At 36.4% G+C, this 23,129-nt stretch carries 12 protein-coding genes; 3 read left to right on the top strand and 9 right to left on the bottom strand.

All coding sequences use genetic code 11. The features are described from left to right. Positions 1 to 54: 54 nt before the first annotated feature. Entirely contained in the window at positions 55 to 714 is a 660-nt protein-coding gene (locus ACFS6I_RS14320; protein ID WP_380921643.1) for a DUF2625 family protein, read from the bottom strand. 932 nt (positions 715 to 1,646) lie between these two features. Here ACFS6I_RS14320 and ACFS6I_RS14315 point away from each other — a divergent pair. Further along, positions 1,647 to 2,627: a hypothetical protein gene (locus ACFS6I_RS14315; RefSeq protein ID WP_132770140.1), complete on the top strand. Its 981-nt coding sequence runs from the start codon at positions 1,647 to 1,649 to the stop codon at positions 2,625 to 2,627. Between the two features lie 242 nt (positions 2,628 to 2,869). Here ACFS6I_RS14315 and ACFS6I_RS14310 read toward each other — a convergent pair whose 3' ends face one another. From ACFS6I_RS14310 to ACFS6I_RS14275, 8 genes are all read right to left on the bottom strand, one after another. Further along, positions 2,870 to 3,853 (bottom strand): DUF4973 domain-containing protein, encoded by a 984-nt coding sequence (locus ACFS6I_RS14310; RefSeq protein WP_380921640.1) that lies wholly within the window; start codon positions 3,851 to 3,853, stop codon positions 2,870 to 2,872. A 188-nt stretch (positions 3,854 to 4,041) separates the two neighbouring features. Then, the gene (locus ACFS6I_RS14305) at positions 4,042 to 6,096 is read right to left on the bottom strand and encodes a RagB/SusD family nutrient uptake outer membrane protein (protein WP_380921638.1); all 2,055 of its coding nucleotides are present in this window, start codon (positions 6,094 to 6,096) and stop codon (positions 4,042 to 4,044) included. Between the two features lie 11 nt (positions 6,097 to 6,107). Next, on the bottom strand, positions 6,108 to 9,257 hold the full coding sequence (locus ACFS6I_RS14300) for a SusC/RagA family TonB-linked outer membrane protein (protein WP_380921636.1): 3,150 nt from the start codon (positions 9,255 to 9,257) through the stop codon (positions 6,108 to 6,110). A gap of 12 nt (positions 9,258 to 9,269) precedes the next feature. Next, positions 9,270 to 10,733, bottom strand: a complete 1,464-nt coding sequence (locus ACFS6I_RS14295) for an IPT/TIG domain-containing protein (RefSeq protein WP_380921634.1) — start codon at positions 10,731 to 10,733, stop codon at positions 9,270 to 9,272. A gap of 950 nt (positions 10,734 to 11,683) precedes the next feature. Continuing rightward, entirely contained in the window at positions 11,684 to 12,787 is a 1,104-nt protein-coding gene (locus tag ACFS6I_RS14290; protein WP_380921632.1) for a family 43 glycosylhydrolase, read from the bottom strand. 99 nt (positions 12,788 to 12,886) lie between these two features. Then, entirely contained in the window at positions 12,887 to 15,364 is a 2,478-nt protein-coding gene (locus tag ACFS6I_RS14285; protein ID WP_380921630.1) for a glutaminase family protein, read from the bottom strand. Between the two features lie 99 nt (positions 15,365 to 15,463). Then, positions 15,464 to 17,308, bottom strand: a complete 1,845-nt coding sequence (locus ACFS6I_RS14280) for a glycoside hydrolase family 2 protein (RefSeq protein ID WP_380921628.1) — start codon at positions 17,306 to 17,308, stop codon at positions 15,464 to 15,466. A 432-nt stretch (positions 17,309 to 17,740) separates the two neighbouring features. Further along, positions 17,741 to 18,901: an aldose epimerase family protein gene (locus ACFS6I_RS14275; protein WP_380921626.1), complete on the bottom strand. Its 1,161-nt coding sequence runs from the start codon at positions 18,899 to 18,901 to the stop codon at positions 17,741 to 17,743. A 226-nt stretch (positions 18,902 to 19,127) separates the two neighbouring features. Between ACFS6I_RS14275 and ACFS6I_RS14270 the strand changes: the two genes are divergently transcribed. Next, entirely contained in the window at positions 19,128 to 22,286 is a 3,159-nt protein-coding gene (locus ACFS6I_RS14270; RefSeq protein ID WP_380921624.1) for a ligand-binding sensor domain-containing protein, read from the top strand. Further along, complete coding sequence (locus ACFS6I_RS14265; protein WP_380921622.1) at positions 22,283 to 23,059, top strand: response regulator transcription factor; 777 nt, start codon at positions 22,283 to 22,285, stop codon at positions 23,057 to 23,059. Before ACFS6I_RS14270 ends, ACFS6I_RS14265 begins: the two co-directional genes overlap by 4 nt. Positions 23,060 to 23,129: the final 70 nt, after the last annotated feature.

The following is a 23,129-nucleotide window of genomic DNA, read 5'->3' as shown; positions in this document are numbered from 1 at the left end:
CGAATCTTCACAAGAGCAATTATGCCGAAAAAGACCAATCACAATACGTTACGATTATATAGACTCCAATGCTAATTTGACATGTTCATCAATCAAAATCAGTCTTCTGCTCCTACGTATATTATTATTCTTCTCAGGTACACTAAGATTGGGATCAAAAGAATACACTTGATTTCCTTCAACCGTTGCAACATCTGCTTTCCAACCATCCCATTGATAGTCTTGATAAAATAAACCAAGGTCTCCATTTAATGACCAATTAATGAAGTCTGCATAACCGCACTCCAAACTTTCCCAACGCAAAGTATTTGGAGCAAAGTAATATATTTTACCTATCTCTTCCCCCAATTCCCCAGCATTAATTGCAAAATATCCACCCAAAACATCATCAGCAATCAGTAAAAAGCCCCCTTTTTCTCCTTCATTGACATAGGTCTTGCCTTTATTCCACTCCATCATTCCTCTATTCAGCTTTGTGGAACCCGAACCTAAGATACGTAGCCATCCATTTTCAATTAGAATACCCCCTGTTTCAAAAACAATAGCCCCCATCGGCGATTTAGTTGAAATCTGCAAGCGTAACAACTCCTCATCAGCTCGCTTAGAAACTCTGGGCAAAGTTTCAAAGGTATTCTTCGAATTTTCCATCCACTTTTGTACAAGTGCCCAACCAAATCGATCCTTATTTATTAAATCTTTTAATGTTTTCATCATCTAATCTTTTAAAAAAAACATACGGTGATGATAAATACATTATAACCTCCAATATTTTTCACTTATTATATTCTCAACTATTACTGATATGATAACCCACTTTACCTTCATTGAATATAATTCAAATGGTACTATAATAAAACAGGGTAAAAAGTAATAGTGCGCATTTTTCTCCATCAATAACGTATAAGATGCTTTATGCTAAGCATAATATTCAATCTGTTTTCAAAATAGCAAGCAATACCTTATCCCAAAATCAAACAAAGAAAACGCTACTGCAAAGAAATAAAAAAGAAACGAATAACCCGTAAAAATTAAGGTTAAATCAAAATAGGATACAATTCAAAAAAAATATTAAAAAAAATTTGTCTTAGTGTACAAATAACACTATATTTGTGTCATCATAATTTAGGTTTATAATTGGTTATAAAGGTTTTCATTCTCCCCGTTTGAAAACCTTTTGTTTTTTAACAAAAAAACAACTTGCCAATACATACTTAGACAAAGAAGACAAGTCAATATTCTATGACCCCTACCATCATCCTGTTCTCCATTCAAAAGAAAATACTTAAAAAATAGGAGCCTTTCGGAGCTAATTTTCCTACTTCTGCATTTCCGTCTTATTTCTCTTCAAAAGTATTTAGCCAGACTTATCAATTAAAGTAATACATACGCAATAAATATCCTAAACTTAAGTTCAGCTTGATTAAAAATACAATAGAGGAACTGGAAAAAGACTGGCTACACTGGATCTATATCGGATAAACATAGGACTTCTATGGATTTGTTAATGTTTTTTCAATTCTTATATTTCCATAATAATAAAGGATACCTATCTTTACTTATCTAGAAACAAGTCAGCGAGCACGATAAAACTAGATGATGAAGAAAGCTTTTGAAATAGACAAAAACTAACCATAAATAGAAAAACTATGAAAATTCAAAAAATGGTATTAAAACTATCACTTTTGTTAAGTTTTATACTCACAACTGAGCTTGCAACCGCACAACTTGGAGGCTTTCTCAATAAAGTAGGAAAAGTAGCAACAAGTAAGGGCACACAAGCACTCGGTTTGGACAAACTACTCAAAGAACCCGAAGCGATATCCACAAATTTTGAAGATGTAGATAGAAAAGGTGAGCAGATGCCAAGTTTTCAACAAGATGCAAATTATAAGCCATTACAGGAACTTCCCAGAAACGCCAAAGATGGTTATATTTTACAGGCTGGTCATTTCGAGATGACAAACAAAAGCTACTGCTTAAAAGCGGGCACTCATGCGCCATCATCGGGTGATGGTTATATGTATGCACCCACCTTAGGTAAGAAAAAAGAAGTTGTTACAGCCATACTTAAAAGTGCTGAACAACATCCCGAAGTAAAACAAAGCGATATTCAGATGCTCTTATGGACAATAATAGCTAAAACAAAATTTATCGATTACGCCGGCTCAGTAAAAGAAACAGCATTGACATTGCTAACACCTAAACAACTTTTGCAACTAGAAGGGGGCGCACTTGGAATTTTACCTTTTGATGCAATGGCTGCTGCCAAAGAACAATTGCCTGCATCGCTGCGCGCAGTCTTTGAAGCTGAAAATAATATTAGAAGCCTAGTTTCTTCAGGTAATTACTCCTATGAAGAATTTGAACAATATGCAATTTTGGCGGGTATGGCTATGCCAAGAACAGATACACCAAGTGGAATTTGGACATTACATCCTGATGGTTACTATATTCGTTATTTCCCTAGTGGATATAGCATAACCCGTATTCAAATTTATGTACCTGAAGAATTAATAAAACCAGGTAAAAAATTAATCTATGATGCGACAGACGATATCTCATGTCCTGCAAATAATGGTTCCCAACGTTTAGCGCAAACAAATGAACCGATTCAAAATCATGAATAATTGAACAACCAAATTTAAAAAACAGACTTATATATTCCATGTTTTTTTGATTTAATAAAAAATCCAGACAAGGTTACTGTTTTTCAAATATGATAAAAACGCAACCTTTAAAATTAACGGGCTAATATCTTCCATGATGTTAGCCCGTTAAACAAAAAAACGCGAAGTTTTTACGCTCCGCATTTTCCTACAAACTAAATCACCAAACTAGTTTTTCTGCGACACATCCGATCGTTCCTTCTTTACCATTCGATTGACTGATCTTCGTCAGGAATCTCGGTATTCAATCGCCGTTGTAAAATCAATGACCCCGTAACCTTATATTTAATAGCAACATTTGGAACCATCGTATAGTCGGTAAATTGATAGTCAATATTATTGATAGCAATGTAGCGGTGCAGTAGATAAGGCCTTACCGCATCCATCTGCTCTGAAATAGTATAGCTGGCATCTTTATTCACTTTGAAATTCATGTTGGCATTATCAGCACGAAAGCTGACCCCACCAGTTTCATTAAAAGTTGCATAAATTTTATATTCACCACGATCTTGTCGTTCTTCATCTATGTTTCCTGCATAAAAGAAAATCGTATTTTCATCAACGACATAACTCCGAATTTCACTTTTAACAATAGGAGTTTCGTTTTCATATCCCTCCATATTTGTTTTCAAAGCTGTACCGCTATAGGTTCCCGAGTAATTGTTAAAAGGATAGATACGCAATAGAGCTTTACGATAATGTTTTCGAGGATTAGCTTTGTATCCATTGGACGCATCGTCCAAGATCGTTAATGGGAGAACCCACTTATCTACCATATCAATATTTTTAAGCGTGAAATCTATTGGCATTAAAGCAGTGCTTTCACCAGCTTTTATATGAACTGCTGGAGTCATTGAAAAGTATTGACTAATAAGCTCCCGGTAATAAAAATCTTCCCTGTTTTGAAAACGTTCATAATTCAACACCTTCAATGTATCGGGATCCACACGAACTTGAACAGTCATATTTTTATCATTGATAGTCGATCCGCTAACGATCATAGGTAGCATGAAAGTCGTTTTCTGATCTCCTTTATACCGCACATAGATATTAGAAACACCCTCAATTGTCAAAGGTGCTTTAAATGAAACAAAATTTTCAAATTGTTCATCTTTCCATTCATCATTGCAGCCGCTAAACAAGAACAGCAAAGAGAGTAACAAGAGTTGTATATATCTTTTTTTCATTGGACAATTTATTTTTATAAGTGTAAATTATAAAGGGCATACAAGAGTTTAGTAACACTCTTTCTTTTTAAAGGCATTTATTTTAAGTACTATATTATTTACGATCTAAAAGCATGCATCAACTAATTTTACAATATTCCATCACTGTGTTATATTGTTTAGCTCATATGCATAAGCATCACATATCTTTAATCATTGTAAGTCCATCCTGGATTTTGAGTCAATTTCTTATTACGTTTAAGCTCACTATGACTGATCGGCCAAAACCACATTTTATCCGCAAAGGTCGTTTTAAGTGTCCATATGGCTACTGGTCTATGAAAGAGATCTCGCTCCTTAACATTCATCAAAATATTACACCCATAAACTGGTAAAGCCTCCTCAACAGGCGCATCCATCCAACGACGTAAATCATAGTAACGCTGTCCCTCTCCCATCAATTCTATAAAACGTTCTCGTTTCAAAGTTTTTCTTAATTCCACTTTGTTAGAATACACCTGAGGAGGATAGTCTGGTACACCAGCACGAATACGAACCGGATGAGTACCACGCTGTATCTCTTTAATATCGCGACTGATCGCATAAGTTGTACCGCGCCATGAAGGAATATTATAGGAACCACTTAATTCATTTAATGCCTCGGCATAGACCAATAAAATATCAGCATAACGAATGGCAGGTTCAGCTTTTGAAATAACGCGTGACGCACTCCCCCCCTCGTAAGTGTCACTTGGATGAACAAATTTTTTCACTCCAAACCCTGTACGGAGCCAGTATGCATTGGATGAGTTGAAGCCATTACCCTTTGTATCATCGCGGTAATAAAACACTTGCTGATTGCGATTGCGTTCCAAGGTCTCATTCAGTAAAGTCCAGAAGCTACCATTATAAGCAACAGAAGCATAAAACCGAGGCTCTCGATTGGCATATTGCAAAGAAACACCTTCTCTCAATGGCCTATATTTACCTTTGCTATAATCATCAGCTGATACATAACCACTTAAACGGTTTGTTCCATTTCCACGTCCGATCTCACTATCTTTACCTGGAATATCTTTTCCGTCATTCATATAATATGCATCGACGAGCTTCTGTGTAAGACCATGCGTATTCCATCCGGTTGCAGAACGAGGCAACTGATGGATAACCATATCTGCTACGCTTTCACCATCTTGATTATTACCTCTAGTGAAAATAAGTTCCGGATTTCCTGAGGCTTGCAAAGTACCGTCAAACACTTGCGCATAGGATTTGGCAGGATCAATATTTGCCCAACCTTCCGGCCAGTTCTTTCCTGAAAAATTATTATCATTTGGCGGAACTACAGTTGCATCATCACCAGTTTCTTGGATTGGAACCCAATACAGTCTATATACGCCTAATTCAATCACATCTCGCGCAGCGGCTGCAGCTAGAGCCCATTTCTCATCTTGATAATCTACTGAAAGCAACCGCTTACCGGCATCATCGACCAATCTCGCTGAAAAGCTTGACGTATTTCCGTTGGCTAATGGACTTGCCGCATACAGCAATACTTTAGCACGTGTGGCCAATGCGGCACCGCAACTAGGGCGAGCAGAACCATCCTGACCACGATTCATACCTAGCTTTTCCATTTCTTTAGCCGCCAATAATAGCTCATCAGCAATAAATTTAGCACACTCCTCATAGGTGCTGCGTGCTGTAGCAATGTCATCATAACTTTGTGTATAATCAATTCCTTCATCAGGTAACAATGGAATCGGACCGTATTTCCGCAAAAGTAACCAATAGAGGTAAGCTCTACCAAAACGAGCTTGCCCGCGATAATCTTCGATCTCAGCAGCAGTCATTTCTGTATTCATATACACATGATGAATAAAAGTAGTGGCATTGCGAATACCCCGATAACACTGCGTCCAGCTACCTTGCTTATCATTTTCAGTATAAATCCCCATTTTGAACATATTATAGGATAGTTCGGTCTTTGAAGGATCAAAATCACGATCCCGATCACCATAATACATATCATCTGCAAAATTATGAGGCGTGAGCCCCTTGCTGGCAACGTCAACATTCTCTCCTTTAAACTCCTGGAAAACATGTGCTAACCACTCCTCTGTATATACTTTACTCTTAAAGACTTTTTCAATCGTGATCCGATCCTTAAAATATTGATCAGATTCCAGATAATTCTTTTTACAGGAGGAAATAAAAGTTGTGCACAGCACAAATAATAGCATGAAATATATCTTCTTTTGCATTTTTATTCAATTTATAGATTAACATTAATGCCTAACGTAAATGATTTCGGAAGCGGATAGTCTTCACCCCTAGGGCTCGCGAGTTCAGGATCCCAAAGCTTAAATTTTGACCAGGTCAACAAGTTACTTCCAACAAGAAAAATTCGAATGTTATTAGTCTTGATTCGATTGGCTAATGACTTAGGAATAGAGTAACCGATATCCAGCGTTTTAAGACGAAGATATTGACCATTTTTAAGCCAGTAGGTCGATTCTCTAAAATTGTTAGGGTTATAGCCATAACTTAAACGTGGATAGGAAGCATTTGGGTTTTCAGTCGCTGGATCTCCTGAAATATCCGCAGAAATCCAACGGTTATCGCCCATTACGCCTTTCATAACTTGCCCCCATTCGCCCTCACTAAATGCGTGCACAGTTTTTCCATAGGTGGAGAAAGTAGATTTTCCCGCTCCTTGAAAATGCACATTGAGATCAATCGCTTTCCAACTGATCGAAGCACCGATACCATAAATCAAATTTGGTCTTCTAGTAGCACCAATAGGTACACGGTCACCATCATCAATCACTCCATCACCATTAATATCTTTATATTTCAAGTCTCCAGGTTGATAATTTCCGAAGGTTTGATTCGGACTGTTGCGGATGTCATCATAATCTTTAAAGAGACCTAAAGCAACTAATCCTTTAGCCTGATCAACACGGAAACCGCGTTCATTCTGATAACCGTACACATTATTCTCTTCATCTTTTTCTAAAATAATATTCTTACTATAGGTAATATTACTTCTTGCAGTGATATTGAAAGCCCCTAACGTTTGCTTATACTCAAATCGACCATCGAAACCGCGTGACTGCACCGCGCCCACATTGGCACGAGGCGTACTTTCAAGTCCAGCGATCGCAGGTAAAAATCTGCGTTCCATATATATGCCTGTACGCTCTTCATTGAAGAAATCAAGATTAGCAACAATCTTATCTTTAAAAAGTGAAATATCGAATCCTAGATTTTGTTTCGTTGCCATCTCCCAGGTCACATATGGAGACGCTACTTGCGCATATTTCATTCCTTGATAGTACCTATTGAAACCATAATCGGCCCATTGGTAACCCCCATCTGGTATCCTGTTACCTGCACCATCTAAAGCAAAACTTCCATCACTATTCCTTCGCCAGATTTCTTCGATCGTATATAAATAAGGAAACCTTTCCTGATTATTACCTACTTTTAATTGATCATTACCTACACGACCCCATGAATACCGGATCTTAAACATATTGACCCAATCCAAGTTTTCCTTGATAAAGGATTCCTCTGATACATTCCAGGCTGCAGAAACTGCTGGAAAAAAACCATACTGCTGTCCAATAGCGAAATTTTCGGAACCGGTGTAACCAAAATTAAAATCGGTAATGTATCTATTTTTCCAATTATAGGTTACCCGTCCTGCGAGTGCTTGATTTCTTCTCGATATACCATTCTTAATATCATCACCAATGTTTACGGTTTTTACTAAGGCGTCACGCGTAAAACGGATTACCCCACCTATATTATGATCGCCAAAGCTTCGATCATAATTAAACATTAAATCCAGAAATTCACGTCTTTCTCCCTCAGCTCCACTCATTTGAAACATTTCACTGGGATTGGATACATGCGTAAAAATCAGATTTCCATTTTCATCACGCGCACGCTCAGCACGCCATTGCTCAGGCCATTTACGACGGGATATATTACTTTTATTGTTGGTATCAAAACCGACGATCCCCCTAGCTCGAAGTCCTTTAGTAATGAAATCGAAATTTTGTTCTATAGATACATTTGTCTGGATACTATTGGTCCAATTCTCATTAAAGCCCGTCTGCGTAGCAACTACCCAGGGATTAGTCTGATTCCCTGTACCGATCGCAGGTACGTAACCATTCGAATACATAACAGGTGTACGGATGGGCGAATACCCGAAGAGTACCCCCCAGAAATCATCATCCCCCATTCCTGGGCTGTTTCGTTTATCTAACGATCCTGCAACACCAATTTTAGCTACCGTAGTTTTTGTGATATTAAAATCAGTATTCAAACGATAATTCCAACGTTTGTAATTTGCATTGGTATTATAATCATTACGCAATGTTTCATCGATCTTATACATCCCACCTTCTTCAACATAACTCCCTGAAGCAAAATAGCGCGCTGTGGGGCCACCGCCACTCATATTCAGATTGGCTCTATAGGTCATCGCACCATCTTTGAGTAAGAGATCTTGCCAATCTACATTTGGATATAAATCTGGATCCAGTCCTAATCTCAAAATTTCTAATTCTTCAGGTTGATAAATGGGTGCCTGATTACGCGTGATCCGCGATTCGTTTAAGAGATTAGCGTAAGTGACTCCATCTTCAAATTGAGGAGTAATCGTTCGGGTATTATAAATTGTTTCATCTTTAAAATTGATATTAATTTTACCCTCCTTACCTCGTTTAGTCGTAATGAGAATAACTCCATTTGCACCTCTAGAACCATATATTGCAGTAACTGCAGCATCTTTGAGCACGGAGAAGGATTCAATGTCTTCAATATTGATATCGTTGATATTACGTTCAATATTATCAACCAAAACCAGTGCACCTGTGCCACCACCAAAAGTTGAAATACCGCGAATCCAGAATTCAGAAATATTTTTACCCGGTTGTCCAGATTGCATCATCGCCATCACACCCGGTACATTTCCTGCTAATGCATTGGATAAGCTCGAAGTTGGATTGGATTTCAAGTCATTGACATTTACAGTGCTTACAGCTCCTGTAGAAGTCAATTGCTTTTGGGCACCAGTTCCTGTGATTACAACTTCATCCAGAACACTTGTTTCTGATTTTTCCAATGCCACATTTATAACAAAGACATCTTTAATCAGCAGGTCTTGTTTAATATATCCGATATAAGAAAATGTTAATCTTTTATAGCGTTCTACTTTGATTTTATACCGACCATTATTATCGGTAACTGTACCTAATCCTGGTGAATCGGTTACAAAAATACTAACCCCTACTAAAGGTTGTTTTTGGGCGTCCGTGACGACACCAGTTACTTCGACGATCTCTTGAGCCAAAAGACTACAGGTGAAGCCGAACAGCAACATGCATATTATTAAGAATTTTTTCATCATTAAAACCACTGATTATTCGTTAATACTTTGATCCATTTCTTCAAGTGCGATTTTACGGATACGGCGATTTGATTGATCTCCTATATAAAATGCACCTTCTGTTTCACTGTAAGCGATACCAGAAGGTCTGTCAAAACGTGCTTCCTGTCTCAGGTCTCCATCTACATAGCCATATGGATTAGCATTGATACTGGAACTGCCTCTTCCTGCAAAAGTCGTCACACTTCCATCGGGTTTCAAGATACGGATAGCATGATTCTGCTGATCTGTGAAATAAAAATCGTATTCATCTGTCTTACCATCAGCGACGTATTTCGGATTTTTAACAAAGACTCCCTGATAAGGATTTCGCAGTCTTGCAGAAGAACCTACCGCATCCTCATAACCAGCTCCTCTAAGTTGGCCACAAACCAAATACGGTTGATTAAACTGTTTCTTTTCCCAATTATAATCTACACGAAGGATATAGTGCTGGTTAATGACAACAATGTATGCGTAGTTTCCCGTAGGATGAATCAAAATCTTATATTCCCATTGCGGATCATGCACGACAAATAATTGTTCGTAGCCTTTAACATCAAGACCTTCATTAAAATATTTATTCAGATCGAAACGAAAAAATTGTCCTTTCTCATAACTATTAAAATACATCTCCCCATTAATAGGATGAACAGAGGCACCATTACACTGCCTATAGGTGGTCAGCACCTCCCTATCCTGCCACTGTCTATCACGCGATAATCGATAAGTTGCTCGATCATTTTCTCCGCCGCGGTCTTCTGCGATAATCATATATTTATGATCAACCGTGAAATCAATACTACGGGGACGATCAAAATCAGAACGTTTTTTTGTTACGGTACTATCTGCAAAATTGATCAAGTAAAGTCCATTGTTATTATCGAATGTCATCCAGAGATGCTTCGGATTCACAGGATCAAATTTCATAAAAGAAGGCTCCCAGAATCCACTTGCCATTTTACTTTGGTCGGCATCCTTAAATTTTCCGTCCCTCCATGGTTCATCCCCCCGCGAGTTTCGGTATCCTATAATGGTAGATACAACCATTTTGCGCTGGTAGTCAAAAGGTTTTGCAGATTTACCAATAGTTTGTTTATTTGGATCTCCGACCCGCACTTCAATGTCCCCATTAAACGCTTGCCTTGGGACCAAGCAGTATAGTGATTCTCCGACGGCACTAATGACTTTTGCTTGCTTTCCTCCAATAAGCACATTTATCTTTGTGGGATCATTTCCAAAATTTTGTCCATAGATAACAAGGCGCTGCCCCATACCTCCCGCTTTTGGACTAAAATCAGATACAACCACAGGTTTAGCTGGATCAAAAGGCAACGCCTCAGTGACATTTTTAATATCATCCTTACAGCCCCCCAATCCAAAAATAAGTACAAGAAATGTCCATAGCATATTGCTTAGGAGACACCTATTGTTGTTAATAAACTGTTTAGTTATCATAAAATATAATTTGGTTAAAATTTATTCTCAGTATTTAAATTATTATCATCAATACAAATAATAAGTGAATAATATCACCACAGCTAAATGGTATTAGCTTTTTAAATTAAAAAAAGGACCTCAATACGGTCTCCACTTTTTAACGATATATAAACTGCTACATTTTTAATTTACTTCTTGTAATTTAGATCTTTTAAAAAACCAGGTGAAGACATTTATAACTGTTATACCAGTATAGAACTATATGATAATGGTCAAAAAAATAGTAGCTATAATTTTATAAAAATCGCTATTTCCCTAACCTCAGAATACATGTGGTTTCAAATAAAGTCTCTAATTATATTAGAAGGTTTAATGCTATAATTGATTAATCAAAATTAATCAATACAAAAAACATGACACTACCAATTCATCTCAACAGTCTGCTAATTAGTATCATAAATAAACAAAACGACATGTTGAATATATTTTCAAACAAGATTTCCGAGGATAAAAACTTGGTTAAAAAAAAGAATAAATGAATAAAGACCATCCAAAGGAAGTAAGTTTATCGATTTTTACACAAAAAAGAATTCTATAAAAGACAGTAAAGAATAGCTTCTCCTACATGATAATATATACATCAGATAAACACAAAACCGCTCTTTAACGGTCTCAAAAGAGCAGTTGAAATTGTGAGTATGTACGAAACAAAATGGGTAGATTTATCAATTGCGAGTTCGTCTTAATCTGCATCCATCACCTGGTCAAAACAACTCATTACTTCAGTAAAATCGAATTTATCAAATTTTACCAAAAAGTGTAATTATTAATTTTAAAATTAACTCAACTGATCTTCAAGTGAATATAACGAGACAAAAAACTAGATATGAAAGGAGCTTAACAGCTCGTGATTGTTAAGTTCTAGTATTACGAACTCTATAGATTAAAAATTTGGATCGTCCTGTCGACTATTGTACTGCTCTAAAAAATGGTGCTTCCTTAGCTAAATGGCTACTGGTATTATTTTCCACTATAGGCCAGTCGGCGACCCATTTAATTTGATCTAAGAGCAGAACGCGTCTGTTACCTCCTGAAGATACACGGCTTTGCTTAGGGTTTATTCCATGATACAGCATCCAATCAATGCCATTCTCATCTGTCATGATGCGAGAATTATGCCCTGTACCTACAAAGTTGTCATTACCCGCTAGCAACAGCGTGCCAGCACCCCTCATTTTCAAATCTCGCCCCTCTTTATCAAAATATGGGCCTTGCAATACTTTTGCACGCCCCACCATAATATGATAAGTACTCTTGGCTCCTTCACAGCAAGAACCCTTTGAACCAAATAAATAATAATATCCTCTACGTTTATGAATCATAACAGCTTCAAAATCTCCTGCGGCCACTTTAAACTTTTTCTGTAAACTGGAAATAGCTAATCCATTATCTGTCAACGGTATTCCATAGGTACCTTGCGTATCAGCATCACTAAAACTTCCCCAGAACAGATAATTAATGCCTTTATCGGAAAAGAAATGGGGATCTATAGAATTGGGAACTTGAATTTCTTGACTATCGAATAATTTACCTTGATCTAAAAATGGACCAATAGGTTGATCTGCAACCGCAACACCTATTCCTGGATTGGAATCTCCCCAAGTGGAAAATGCATAGTACAGCAAATATTTGTTCTTTAGCTTGATAACATCAGGAGCCCAGATTCCTCCAGCCATTTTCCATGATGGCTTCTGTTGAAAGGCTGTCCCTATCCATTTCCAATGAACAAGGTCTTCAGATTGTAATATAGATACGAGACGTTCTCCGTGTTCATCTCCCCAATTATCAGCAGTACCATACGCATAGAAATAGGCTGACTTCGGATCTTTAAGTACTGTTGGATCCGCAAGTATGGGCTCAAATACTGGATTCAAATACGTGTTAGATCCAGTAGTAGCATCACTGTTACCGGTCAGATTGCTCTTCCGCAATCCTAAACTACTACACGAAATCGAAAAATAAACAGTACATGTAAGTACTAAAAAACGACCGGTTACATTTAATTGATACATGATAAATGAATAATATGTCCGTAGGTTGAGCCTGCATTAAAAAAAGGGCCTTGTTGCATACAGGTATACACAAGGCCCTACAAACCAACCTATCTAAATCTACTTTACTTTTTCCATTTTTTCTGCCAGCATTTTGATAAAATAACCACCTACTACAGATCTAGCTTTAAAACCTGAGCGTTTAGGTTTATCTGTATAGATCCAATCTGACATGGGTACACGATCTACTGTCTCATTCATAAAACGATATACTGGGCTAATGAATTTTTCAAAGGTTTCTTTGTCATCGGCCATTGTTGCAGTCCAAGAAATCCAATCAGTTTTTGTATACTGTTGACGGTTATCCAATGGAAGACCATAAATGTTCTGCTTTGTGAGATAGTATTTGATCTCAGTTGTACGAATATCTTCATCAAAAATTTTCATTTTTAATATTTTATCCCAGACCATGTTATATTTTTGACTCCACGTACCCGATTGATCAAAGGTAAATTTATAATGATCGCCGTCTTGTGCCATTGTCTTCCATTTCTTAGCCATTGATTTTGCTTGATTAAGATACTTATCAGCGGTTTGCTGATCACCCATCATCTCCGCTAAATAACCATAAGAAGCAATTCCTAAAATCGCTTTAATCGATAAGTTGGCATTATGAGCAAAATGCCCTGCAAAGTCATCTGTACATAACTGATTTTCTGGATCAAGTCCTTTCTCTACCAAATAATCTACCCAGGTAGATAAGACTTTCCAATGTTTCTTTGCATAAGCAGCATTGCCTTCTGCTTTAGCAATAGCATAAGTTAATATTAACATATTGCCAGACTCTTCTACTGGCATATCTCCGCCATAGGTTTGTCCATTTGCTATCGGATAGGTACCCACGTCATGTGCCGCAAAAGGTTTTGTCCACTTATTACTTTCACTGTAATAGAAAATAAAATTCATAAGACCTTTTGCCAGTTCAGGATTATAGTATAGAAATAATGGTGCTGAGGGATAAGTAATATCGACGGTACCAATAGATCCATTGCTATCATTTTCCTTCGATAACAAAAGTAAATCACCATTTGGTGCTTTTACCAATTTATGTGCAGCTATCGCTTGACGGTACGCAAGTGCGCATAATGCTGCATATTCTTTACCACCAGCCTTGATCGCGCTTTGCATCAATTGGGCATCAAATTGATCTGAGGCTTTTATTAATTTGCTATATTCTTTATTTGCTAAATCAAATTGCTTTTCAATGGTACTTTGACCATCTCTATTCCAATAAGGACGTAAGTTTTCGTTAAAATACTGAATCGCATATAAATCGTCGTAACCTAAAAGTATCTTATCACTATATTTGGACGTTACGGAGAATGACTGACGCAGGGCCAGTTGCTTCCCTGAAACAGAGCTTTGAAAAACGTGATTTGATTTTAAGAATTGATTCCTTAAATCATGGCTATCACCAATCATTGCTTTGGTATTTTTTTGATCTCCAGCCATATAAAAATATCCCCAATCAATACGCAAGTCATCACCTTTATTACCCAGTATCTGTTGATTCTTGCTTCCTGTTTTTACGTATTGTAAGGATCCATTTTTAAATTCACTACTTTCAGATTCTTGTAATGGCGAATTTAATGCCCAGTTTGGAGATGCTTCAAGATAGAATTCGATTTGATGTTTTTTACCATCTTTTGATTCAACTTGATAAGATAAATAATTGACAGGTCGTGTCAGTAAATCCAAATTATCCAAAAACATAGGAGCAGTAAAACTTACTTTCACTTTTACCGGACCACAGTCAAAAACATAATGAGTTTGTGTTGCTTGCACATCAACGCTTTCTTGCTTTGCTTCCTGATCAAAATGATTGCTCCCCTCTCTTTCTAAAAATAAGCCAAAATCAAAAAAGCCATTTGCAACTCTGTTGTGGCAGTAACCTCCAATGATATTTTTCCCTTTCCGAAGGGTTTTAACAACTTCATCTGAGAGTTTGACGCGATTATTTTTACCGGTTCTATTTCCGGTATTAACGACTTCAATTCCATTAACATATAAAATTGCATCATCATCATGGGTAAATTCAATATAAACAGACTGTCCCGCTAAATCTTTTTCTAAGTTGATAATCCTTCTAACCCATATCTTAGGCTCTTGCCAATCTGTTTTCGCATGAGATTCTTTATCTTTTGTACCAAATGGCGCAATCCCTGTTTGCCAGTTCGCGTCATCAAATGCCAAGGTATTCCATCCGGCAGAAGGTTCCTTCTCTGTGTATGGCGCTTTCCAGTGATCATCTTCTCCCATTCGTGCGATAGGTTCTAATTCTATTTCCTCTTTACCTAAAAAACGATAGGCTTTACCATCTACTTTTATGACGCCAAGCAACGGAAAAGTTTTTCCGGTCCAATGCCGCACAACATCACCATAAAGTTCATCACTATACGACCACGCACTGGTATTGGGGTCAATGGTGACTAGCGGAAAAGCAGGTGCGCGCAAATTATTTTTGACCGGAGTATGCTGCGCCGACGAAAAAAGCGATTGACACAACAGAACAGCTATAGCGACATATTTTAATTTCATTATGAATATATTGAGGGATTACTTAAATAAATTTTCAATTTATTATCTTCATGAATCAGGTTACTCCACTTACATAAAAGTAGAGTAACCTAATACGCACTAACGTTTAATTAAAAACTCAAATAAAGGTTTGTGAATTGCCTTCAGTTCACTTTCAGGCATTTTTATTACTTTTCGATCGTAGGTCATTAGTCCATTTGTTTCAACTTCCACATCTGTGGTTTGCGTATAAACTGCAGCTGATAACCCCATTGGAATCAAACGGTTTAGATCATGAATAAGTCTTTTATAACGATCCAATAACTCCGTTTTATTTTTAAAACTTTGATAACCCCAGTTGTCTTTTTGTTGCCAAGAATGCCCCTCGACCGGTAAGCCTAAACCTCCAAATTCACCTAATGCTAAAACCTGATTTGCACCAAATAAAGAAGGATCAGGCATAGCAGCATCTGGATAATTATGAATGTCAAGGATATGTCCAGTTTCCATGAAATTCCCTCCACTGGCACTGTTCACTAAACGAGATGGATCATTTGCAATTGTCCATTCTGTAATTTCCTTAGTTTTAAACTGTCCCCAAGCCTCATTGAAAGGCACCCAGATGACGATGCTTGGGAAATTATGCAAAACTTCCATTATCGCCTTCCATTCTTTACGATAATACTGTTCTGATATTGCCGAACGCGTCTTGTCACGATCACCTCCTGAAATTTTTCCGGGTTGCATATCCCAATTATTTCCACCAAGATCACCGCTTGGCATATCTTGCCAAACTAACATACCGATACTATCGCAATGACGGTACCAACGTGCAGGTTCAACCTTAATATGTTTCCTGATCATGTTGAAACCCATTTCCTTAGTTTTGATCACATCAAATTTCAACGCTTCATCTGAAGGAGCTGTATGCAGACCATCGGGCCACCAGCCTTGATCCAATGGACCATACTGAAATGTAAACTTATTATTAAGCATTAATCGTTGAATACCATCTTTATCTTGCTGCATCGATATCTTACGCATCGCAAAATAACTTTTAGCCTGATCAATTACTTTACCCTTACGTAACAATTGAATTTCCAGATCGTACAATTTAGGATTAGAAGGAGACCACTCCTCTGCATTTGGAACAGCAATCTTAAAAGCCACATTTGGCTCACCTAATTGCTCCTGCAGAATACGACTGCCATCCACAGCTTTCACCTTGATCTGATCACCAGGCTGACCTCCGGATACCAAAGCTTCAAAGGTTAAGCTTCCCTCATCCAATTGTGGAGTTTGCTTAGTACTTACAATATGACTTTGAGAAACGCTCTCTAGCCAAACTGTTTGCCATATACCTGTCACAGGTGTATACCAGATTCCATTAGGATGGTTCACTTGTTTACCGCGTGGCTGTGGCCCATCATCGGTAGGATCCCATACCCGAATAGCAATATCCTGCTTCGATCCCTTTTTAAGAAATTTTGAGATATCCATCGTAAAGGGATCGAATCCCCCTTCGTGTCTACCGACCAGTTGGTTATTGATAAATACATCACATTGCCAATCTACGGCACCGAAATGAAGTAAAATCTTATTTTTTTGAACTGCTTTATCTAAAGTAATGCTATTACTGTACCACAACGCTTTATCTTTTCCCACTTCTTTCCCTACGCCAGACAAAGATGATTCAACAGCAAATGGTACCAAAATATTACCTTCCCATTGGGTTGGAATAGCCTGAGCATCGACAGGTGTAATGGCATATTTCCAAAGTCCATTCAAATTTTGCCAATTGTTCGATCGGACGAGCTGTGGTCTCGGATATTCTGGATGTGGCTTTTCAACATTTACTTGTTCCCCCCAAGAAGTTAAAATACGCGAACCTGCGGGCTTCCAATCTTGAGCAAAGTTCATCTGTATGGTCATTAATAAACCTGCAAACAATAAAGTTCTCTTCATAATAAAAAAACGTATAATCATTAATATCTATATCACTATATTTAAAGATGGGAAGACTACAAACCATGAACTTAGGCTCCCATCAAAATCAATTCAATTCTTATTTTGTAATCTCAATATTTTACACACGAACCAAAAATGCTGTGATCAGCACCATTCTCTTTTAATCCTTTCAAAACGATCATATTTCCTAAGATTAAACCATAATTTCTCGAAATAATTATTGAATGATTATGAGGTCGTTGTGCTTAATTACTGGTTACTCAAATTTATGATTTAACAAGCTACTTTAACTTGCTAATTTTCTCAAAAATGTGCGCATTTGTATCATTTAATTAAGCCTAGCAAAGGATTCCAAATTATTTTTAAAAAAAAGCCCATTTCCTAAATAAGAAATGGGCTTGATTATATTGGATAATATGAAAATAACAATTACAGAACTGAGAATCGATATAGTGATTTAGTTTTATAGATCTGACCAGGAACTAATACGGTTGTTGGAAAATTCGGTTGATTAGGGGAATCTGGATAATGTTGTGGTTCTAAACAAAATGCAGTTCTAAAAGAGTCTTTTTTACCATTTTTCAATTGGACCTTTTCACTCATAAAATTACCACTATAAAATTGAATCCCTGGTTCCTGCGTCAAGATATCCAGGACAATTCCGGATTGATCACCCACAATATGAGCAGCTTTATACCAATCACCTTCTCTTTGTTTATTTAAGACAAAATTATGATCATATCCCTTACCATAAGACAGTTGACGATCATTAGCATCAATATCTTTACCAATTGCCTTCGCAGTCCTGAAATCAAAAGCTGATCCGTCTACTTTTTCAAGTTTTCCAGTTGGAATCAGTGTACTATCAACAGGCGTGAATTCATCGGCAAATAACTGAAGCTGGTGATTCAATATTGAACCACTACCTTCTCCGTTTAAATTAAAATAAGCGTGATTTGTTAAATTTATAACCGTTTTTTTATCCGATTGCGCCTCATATCCAATTGTTAGTTCATTTTGGTCATTTAAACCATAGGTAACTTCCATCGCAATATTTCCTGGGAAACCTTCAGCCCCATCTGGCAAGGTATATGCAAATGTAATCGATGAATCGCTCTTCATTTTCAAGGTCCAATTGGCAAAATGAACACCATTAAACCCACCGTGTAGGGTATTGACACCATTATTAATAGGTAGTTGGTAGGTTTGTCCATCAAGTTGAAACATTCCCTTTGCTATACGGTTTCCAAAAGGACCGACAATCGTTCCAAAATAGGGCTCTGCCGGGTTGTTGTAATCGGTAGCTTTTGTAAATCCCAAAACCACATCCCTTAAATTACCTTGTTTATCCGGAACCCACAAACCAACTATGCGTGCGCCAAAATTTGTAAAGTATGCATGCACACCCCGTTTATTTTTCAATTCAAATAACTGGACATCATGATCATTTATTTTAGCAGCAAATGCAGCGCTATCCATATAGGAAATCATTCCAGATTGATCCTTATCTTCTGTGACAGTCTTTTGCTGACATCCTAATCCAACGAGAAGGATACTAACAATACCCATACACTCCATTTTTCTTTTCATTTTTAATTTATTTTAGGTCCCTTATAAAGGTTCATAATTTTGATCATATTGATCAACTTAAGCGATTTAGTTGACAGATAAATGAAATAATTGAACTTAAAAGTTACGATTTACTTTTTAATTTTTTATCTTCAACCTTACAAGTACTAAAATCCTAAATTTAGAAAATATTGATTAGCAGAATTGTTTCATAATACTGCTCTTTTGTATCAATTACCAATTAGACATGATAAAAATTAAATTGTTGCTTCTTTATTTTGCTTATCTTTTATTTTCTGCTCATATCCATGCACAACCTTATTATTTTAACCATTATCAAATAAATGAAGGACTTTCTAACAACGCAGTTATCTGTAGTATGCAAGATAGCTACGGATTTCTATGGTTTGGTACCAAAGATGGATTGAATCGCTTTGATGGAAATTCTTTCAAACACTTTACAAGTAAAGAAGATCATCGAAGTTTAGGAAGTAATTCTATTATATCTTTAAAAGAAGACTATCAAAAAAAAATGTGGATCGGTACAGATCAAGGTATCTACTCTTATGATCCCATTCATGAAAAATTTGAAATTTTAAATGAAAAATTTAGAAGCACAGAAGTTCCTGTCATTACAACAGATGGAAAGCACAACCTATGGTTTATATCCAATGGAATGCTTTACCTGCACAACTTAAAAAATAAAGTAACAAGACAACTTACAAAATCAAATCTGTACATCACATCACTATGCAGTACAAAATCCGGAAAACTCTATTTTGGAACTCCAGATGGTATTATTTACCTCGTTAACGAAAAGTATCAGATTACTCCATTTCTTGATTTCACAAAATCATTTGAAAAAAAAGATTGGTATAGCATTGAAAAAATAGTAGAAACAAAGCAGGGACAACTCCTAATTGGGACTTCCAAAGCGGGTGTATTCTCTTACGAAAAGAGCACTGGAACACTTACTTCCATTCTTGGTCAAAAACAGTTGAAACAATTTTTATATGTAAGGGATATTCTTCAACCGAATGATCATGAATATTGGTTTGCAACAGAATCTGGCTTGTTTGTTTATCAAATCGCCACTAAAAGTTTTCTCCATTTACGTAAGGAGAATCATAATAAATGGGGTATTTCCGACGATGCAATTTACAACATATTACAAGACAAAGATCAGGGCATCTGGTTAGGTACTTATTTTGGTGGACTAAATTACTATCATGCACATAACAGCATCATTGAAAAAATTTTACCGGGCGACCAACCAACAAACCTACAAGGATCGGTTGTAAGGGCCATAAAAAAAGACAAAGAAGGAAATATTTGGATGGGTACCGAGAACGGCGGAATATCAAAATGGAACCTCTCAACCAATAAGATCCAAAGTTTTACGAGTCAAAATAGCTCATTAGCTAATAATAATATTCATGGATTACTAGCCATTAAAGACAAATTACTAGTCGGTGCTTTTGTAAATGGACTCGATATATTCGATTTAAAACGTTTACAGGTGACACAACATTTGGATAGAAATAGTTATCATAATTCAGAACTTGAAAGTAATTTCATATTCCACCTCTATCAAACAAAAAAGGGTGATATTTTAGCCGCTTCTACACGAGGCTTGTACCGTTTTAATTTGGATACCAAACAATTTTTCTTAATAAAAAATGTACCGGCTTATATCTTTTACACCTGTATATTAGAGGACTTCCGAGGTAATTTATGGATAGGTACGTGGCGTGATGGTTTAATTTGTTACAATCCAGAGACCAATTATTTTAAACATTATAAGCAGCAGACACATGATCAACATGCGCTACCCAATAATCGAATTAACAGTTTATTTGAAGATTCAAAAAAAAGATTGTGGATTGCAACTGAGGGAGGAATGGTAAAAAAAGAATTTGAAAATAACAGTTTTAGCTTTATAAGTATAAAAGACGGGATGCCCAGCAACGTTATTCTCTCTTTTTTAGAAGACAAAGAAAATAATATCTGGGTGGCTACTTCCAAAGGTCTTGTTAGGTATAACCCCGTCAACTACAAAATACGGACATTTAATATGGAATCGGGTTTACCAACATTACAGTTCAATTACAACTCTTCCTTTGATGATAACAATAATAATTTCTACTTTGGGACTATCAATGGTTTGATCCGATTTAAGCCCGAACAATTAAATCAAATCAAATACAATGCAAAAACACCTATTTTTATTACAGATTTAACTGTCAATAATCGAGAAGTAAGTCAAACTGATGAATCAACAACCATTCTCAAAAAATCAATTCTCTTTACCGAAAGTATTAAACTTAAGCACGATGAATCCTCATTTAGCTTAGATTTTGCAGCATTACATTATCAAGCTCCTCATTCTGTACGCTATAGTTATAAAATGTTAGGGATAGATGAAAAATGGAACCCTATCAATGGTATCCCCCGCGCATACTTTACAAAACTGGCGCCAGGAAATTACACATTCATAATTAAAGCTGAAGATCCAAATGGCACTGCGATTCCACAAATCAAGACCTTGAAAATAGAAGTATTACCGCCAATATGGGCAAGTCTTCCTGCATATCTTATCTATGGATTTATTATTATCGGACTTATCGCATTTATAATTCATCATTTTAACGAAGCAATAAAACAGCGGAATCGTCAACATATCTTAACAATCCAAAACTTAAGAGATCAAGATTTATACCGTTCAAAAATCAATTTTTATACTGATGTTGCTCATGAAATCCGAACTCCGTTAACATTAATAAAGGCTCCTTTGGAAAAATTGATGTATAGAGTCGAACGCAGTCCAGCAGTAGATAAATTACTGCTAACGATGGAAAACAATACCAATAAACTTATTGAACTAAGCAATCAATTACTGGATTTCAGAAAGTTAGAGGCCGAAGGGTTTAAATTAAACTTTGCACCGCATAATATAAGCCATATTTTACAAGAAATTATCAATAATTTTTCCGTAACCTTAATTGCTCAAAATCGTGTTTTAACATTAGATATCAGTCAGAATATTATCGCTTTAATAGATCTAGACGCTTTCGAAAAAATCTGTTATAATCTGCTTAATAATGCTTTAAAATATGCAGATCATCAAATAGAAATAACATTAAAAACCGATGAAAATACAAAAACATGTGTATTGATCATAAAGAACGACGGGGCACTAATTCCGCCAGCGGAACAGCAAAATATTTTTGAACCTTTCAATCGCTTAAAAAGAAGCAAAAGTATTTCAGGTAGTGGATTAGGTTTAGCCCTAACTAGATCATTGACCTTAAAACATCAAGGCACATTAATATATGAAGTAGACGAATCCTCCTTCAACGTATTTAAACTCATACTTCCTTTAAATCAAAGCTCACTATCATCATGAAAAATTCAAAAGCCAATATCCTCTTAATCGACGATCATCAAGAATTACTTGAATTTATTGCAGATGATCTCTGTGAGGAATATCATGTTCAAACCTGCAACAATGGTCTAGAAGCATTGAAATTGATGGAATCGGATAATTTTGATTTAATTATTAGCGATGTCATGATGCCTGAAATGGATGGTTACGAATTGTGTCAGCATATTAAAGAAAATATGGCATCCTCCCATATACCAGTTATTTTATTAACTGCAAAAAATAGTATTGAATCTAAAATTCAAGGCTTAGAGTTCGGTGCAGATGCTTATATTGAAAAACCATTTTCACCGGCATTTTTAAGAGCACAAATTGCCAGTCTTCTAAAAAACAGATTAAAAGTAAAAGCTTTTTTTGTTAGTAACCCTTTATCGCAGATAGAGAGCATCGGCCAAAATCAAAGCGATCAAGAATTTCTTCAAAAAGTGGATGAAATTATTCAGAATCATTTAGATGATCCGAAATTCAATGTTGACCGTATGGCCGATATTTTATGCATGAGCCGACCAACACTTTATCGAAAAATTAATGTTGTTTCAAGCCTATCTCCTAATGAATTGATTAACCTGACCCGGCTGCGAAAAGCCGCAGAATTACTAGCACAACGAAAATTCAAAATCTATGAAATATCCAATTTACTAGGTTATAGCTCTGCCACGCATTTTTCACGTAACTTTCAAAAACAATTTGGAGTAAGCCCTTCTGAATTTTTGGAACAACAAAAACTACACTCCTAAAATAACTAAAAGACCTCATGCTAAATACATGAGGTCTTTAAAAAAAATCTTTAATTTTTGACTAAAAGCA

The sequence above is a fragment of the Sphingobacterium anhuiense genome (assembly GCF_042686355.1).
Taxonomy (GTDB): Bacteria; Bacteroidota; Bacteroidia; order Sphingobacteriales; family Sphingobacteriaceae; genus Sphingobacterium; species Sphingobacterium anhuiense.
This window is presented reverse-complemented; position numbering and strand designations above follow the sequence as displayed.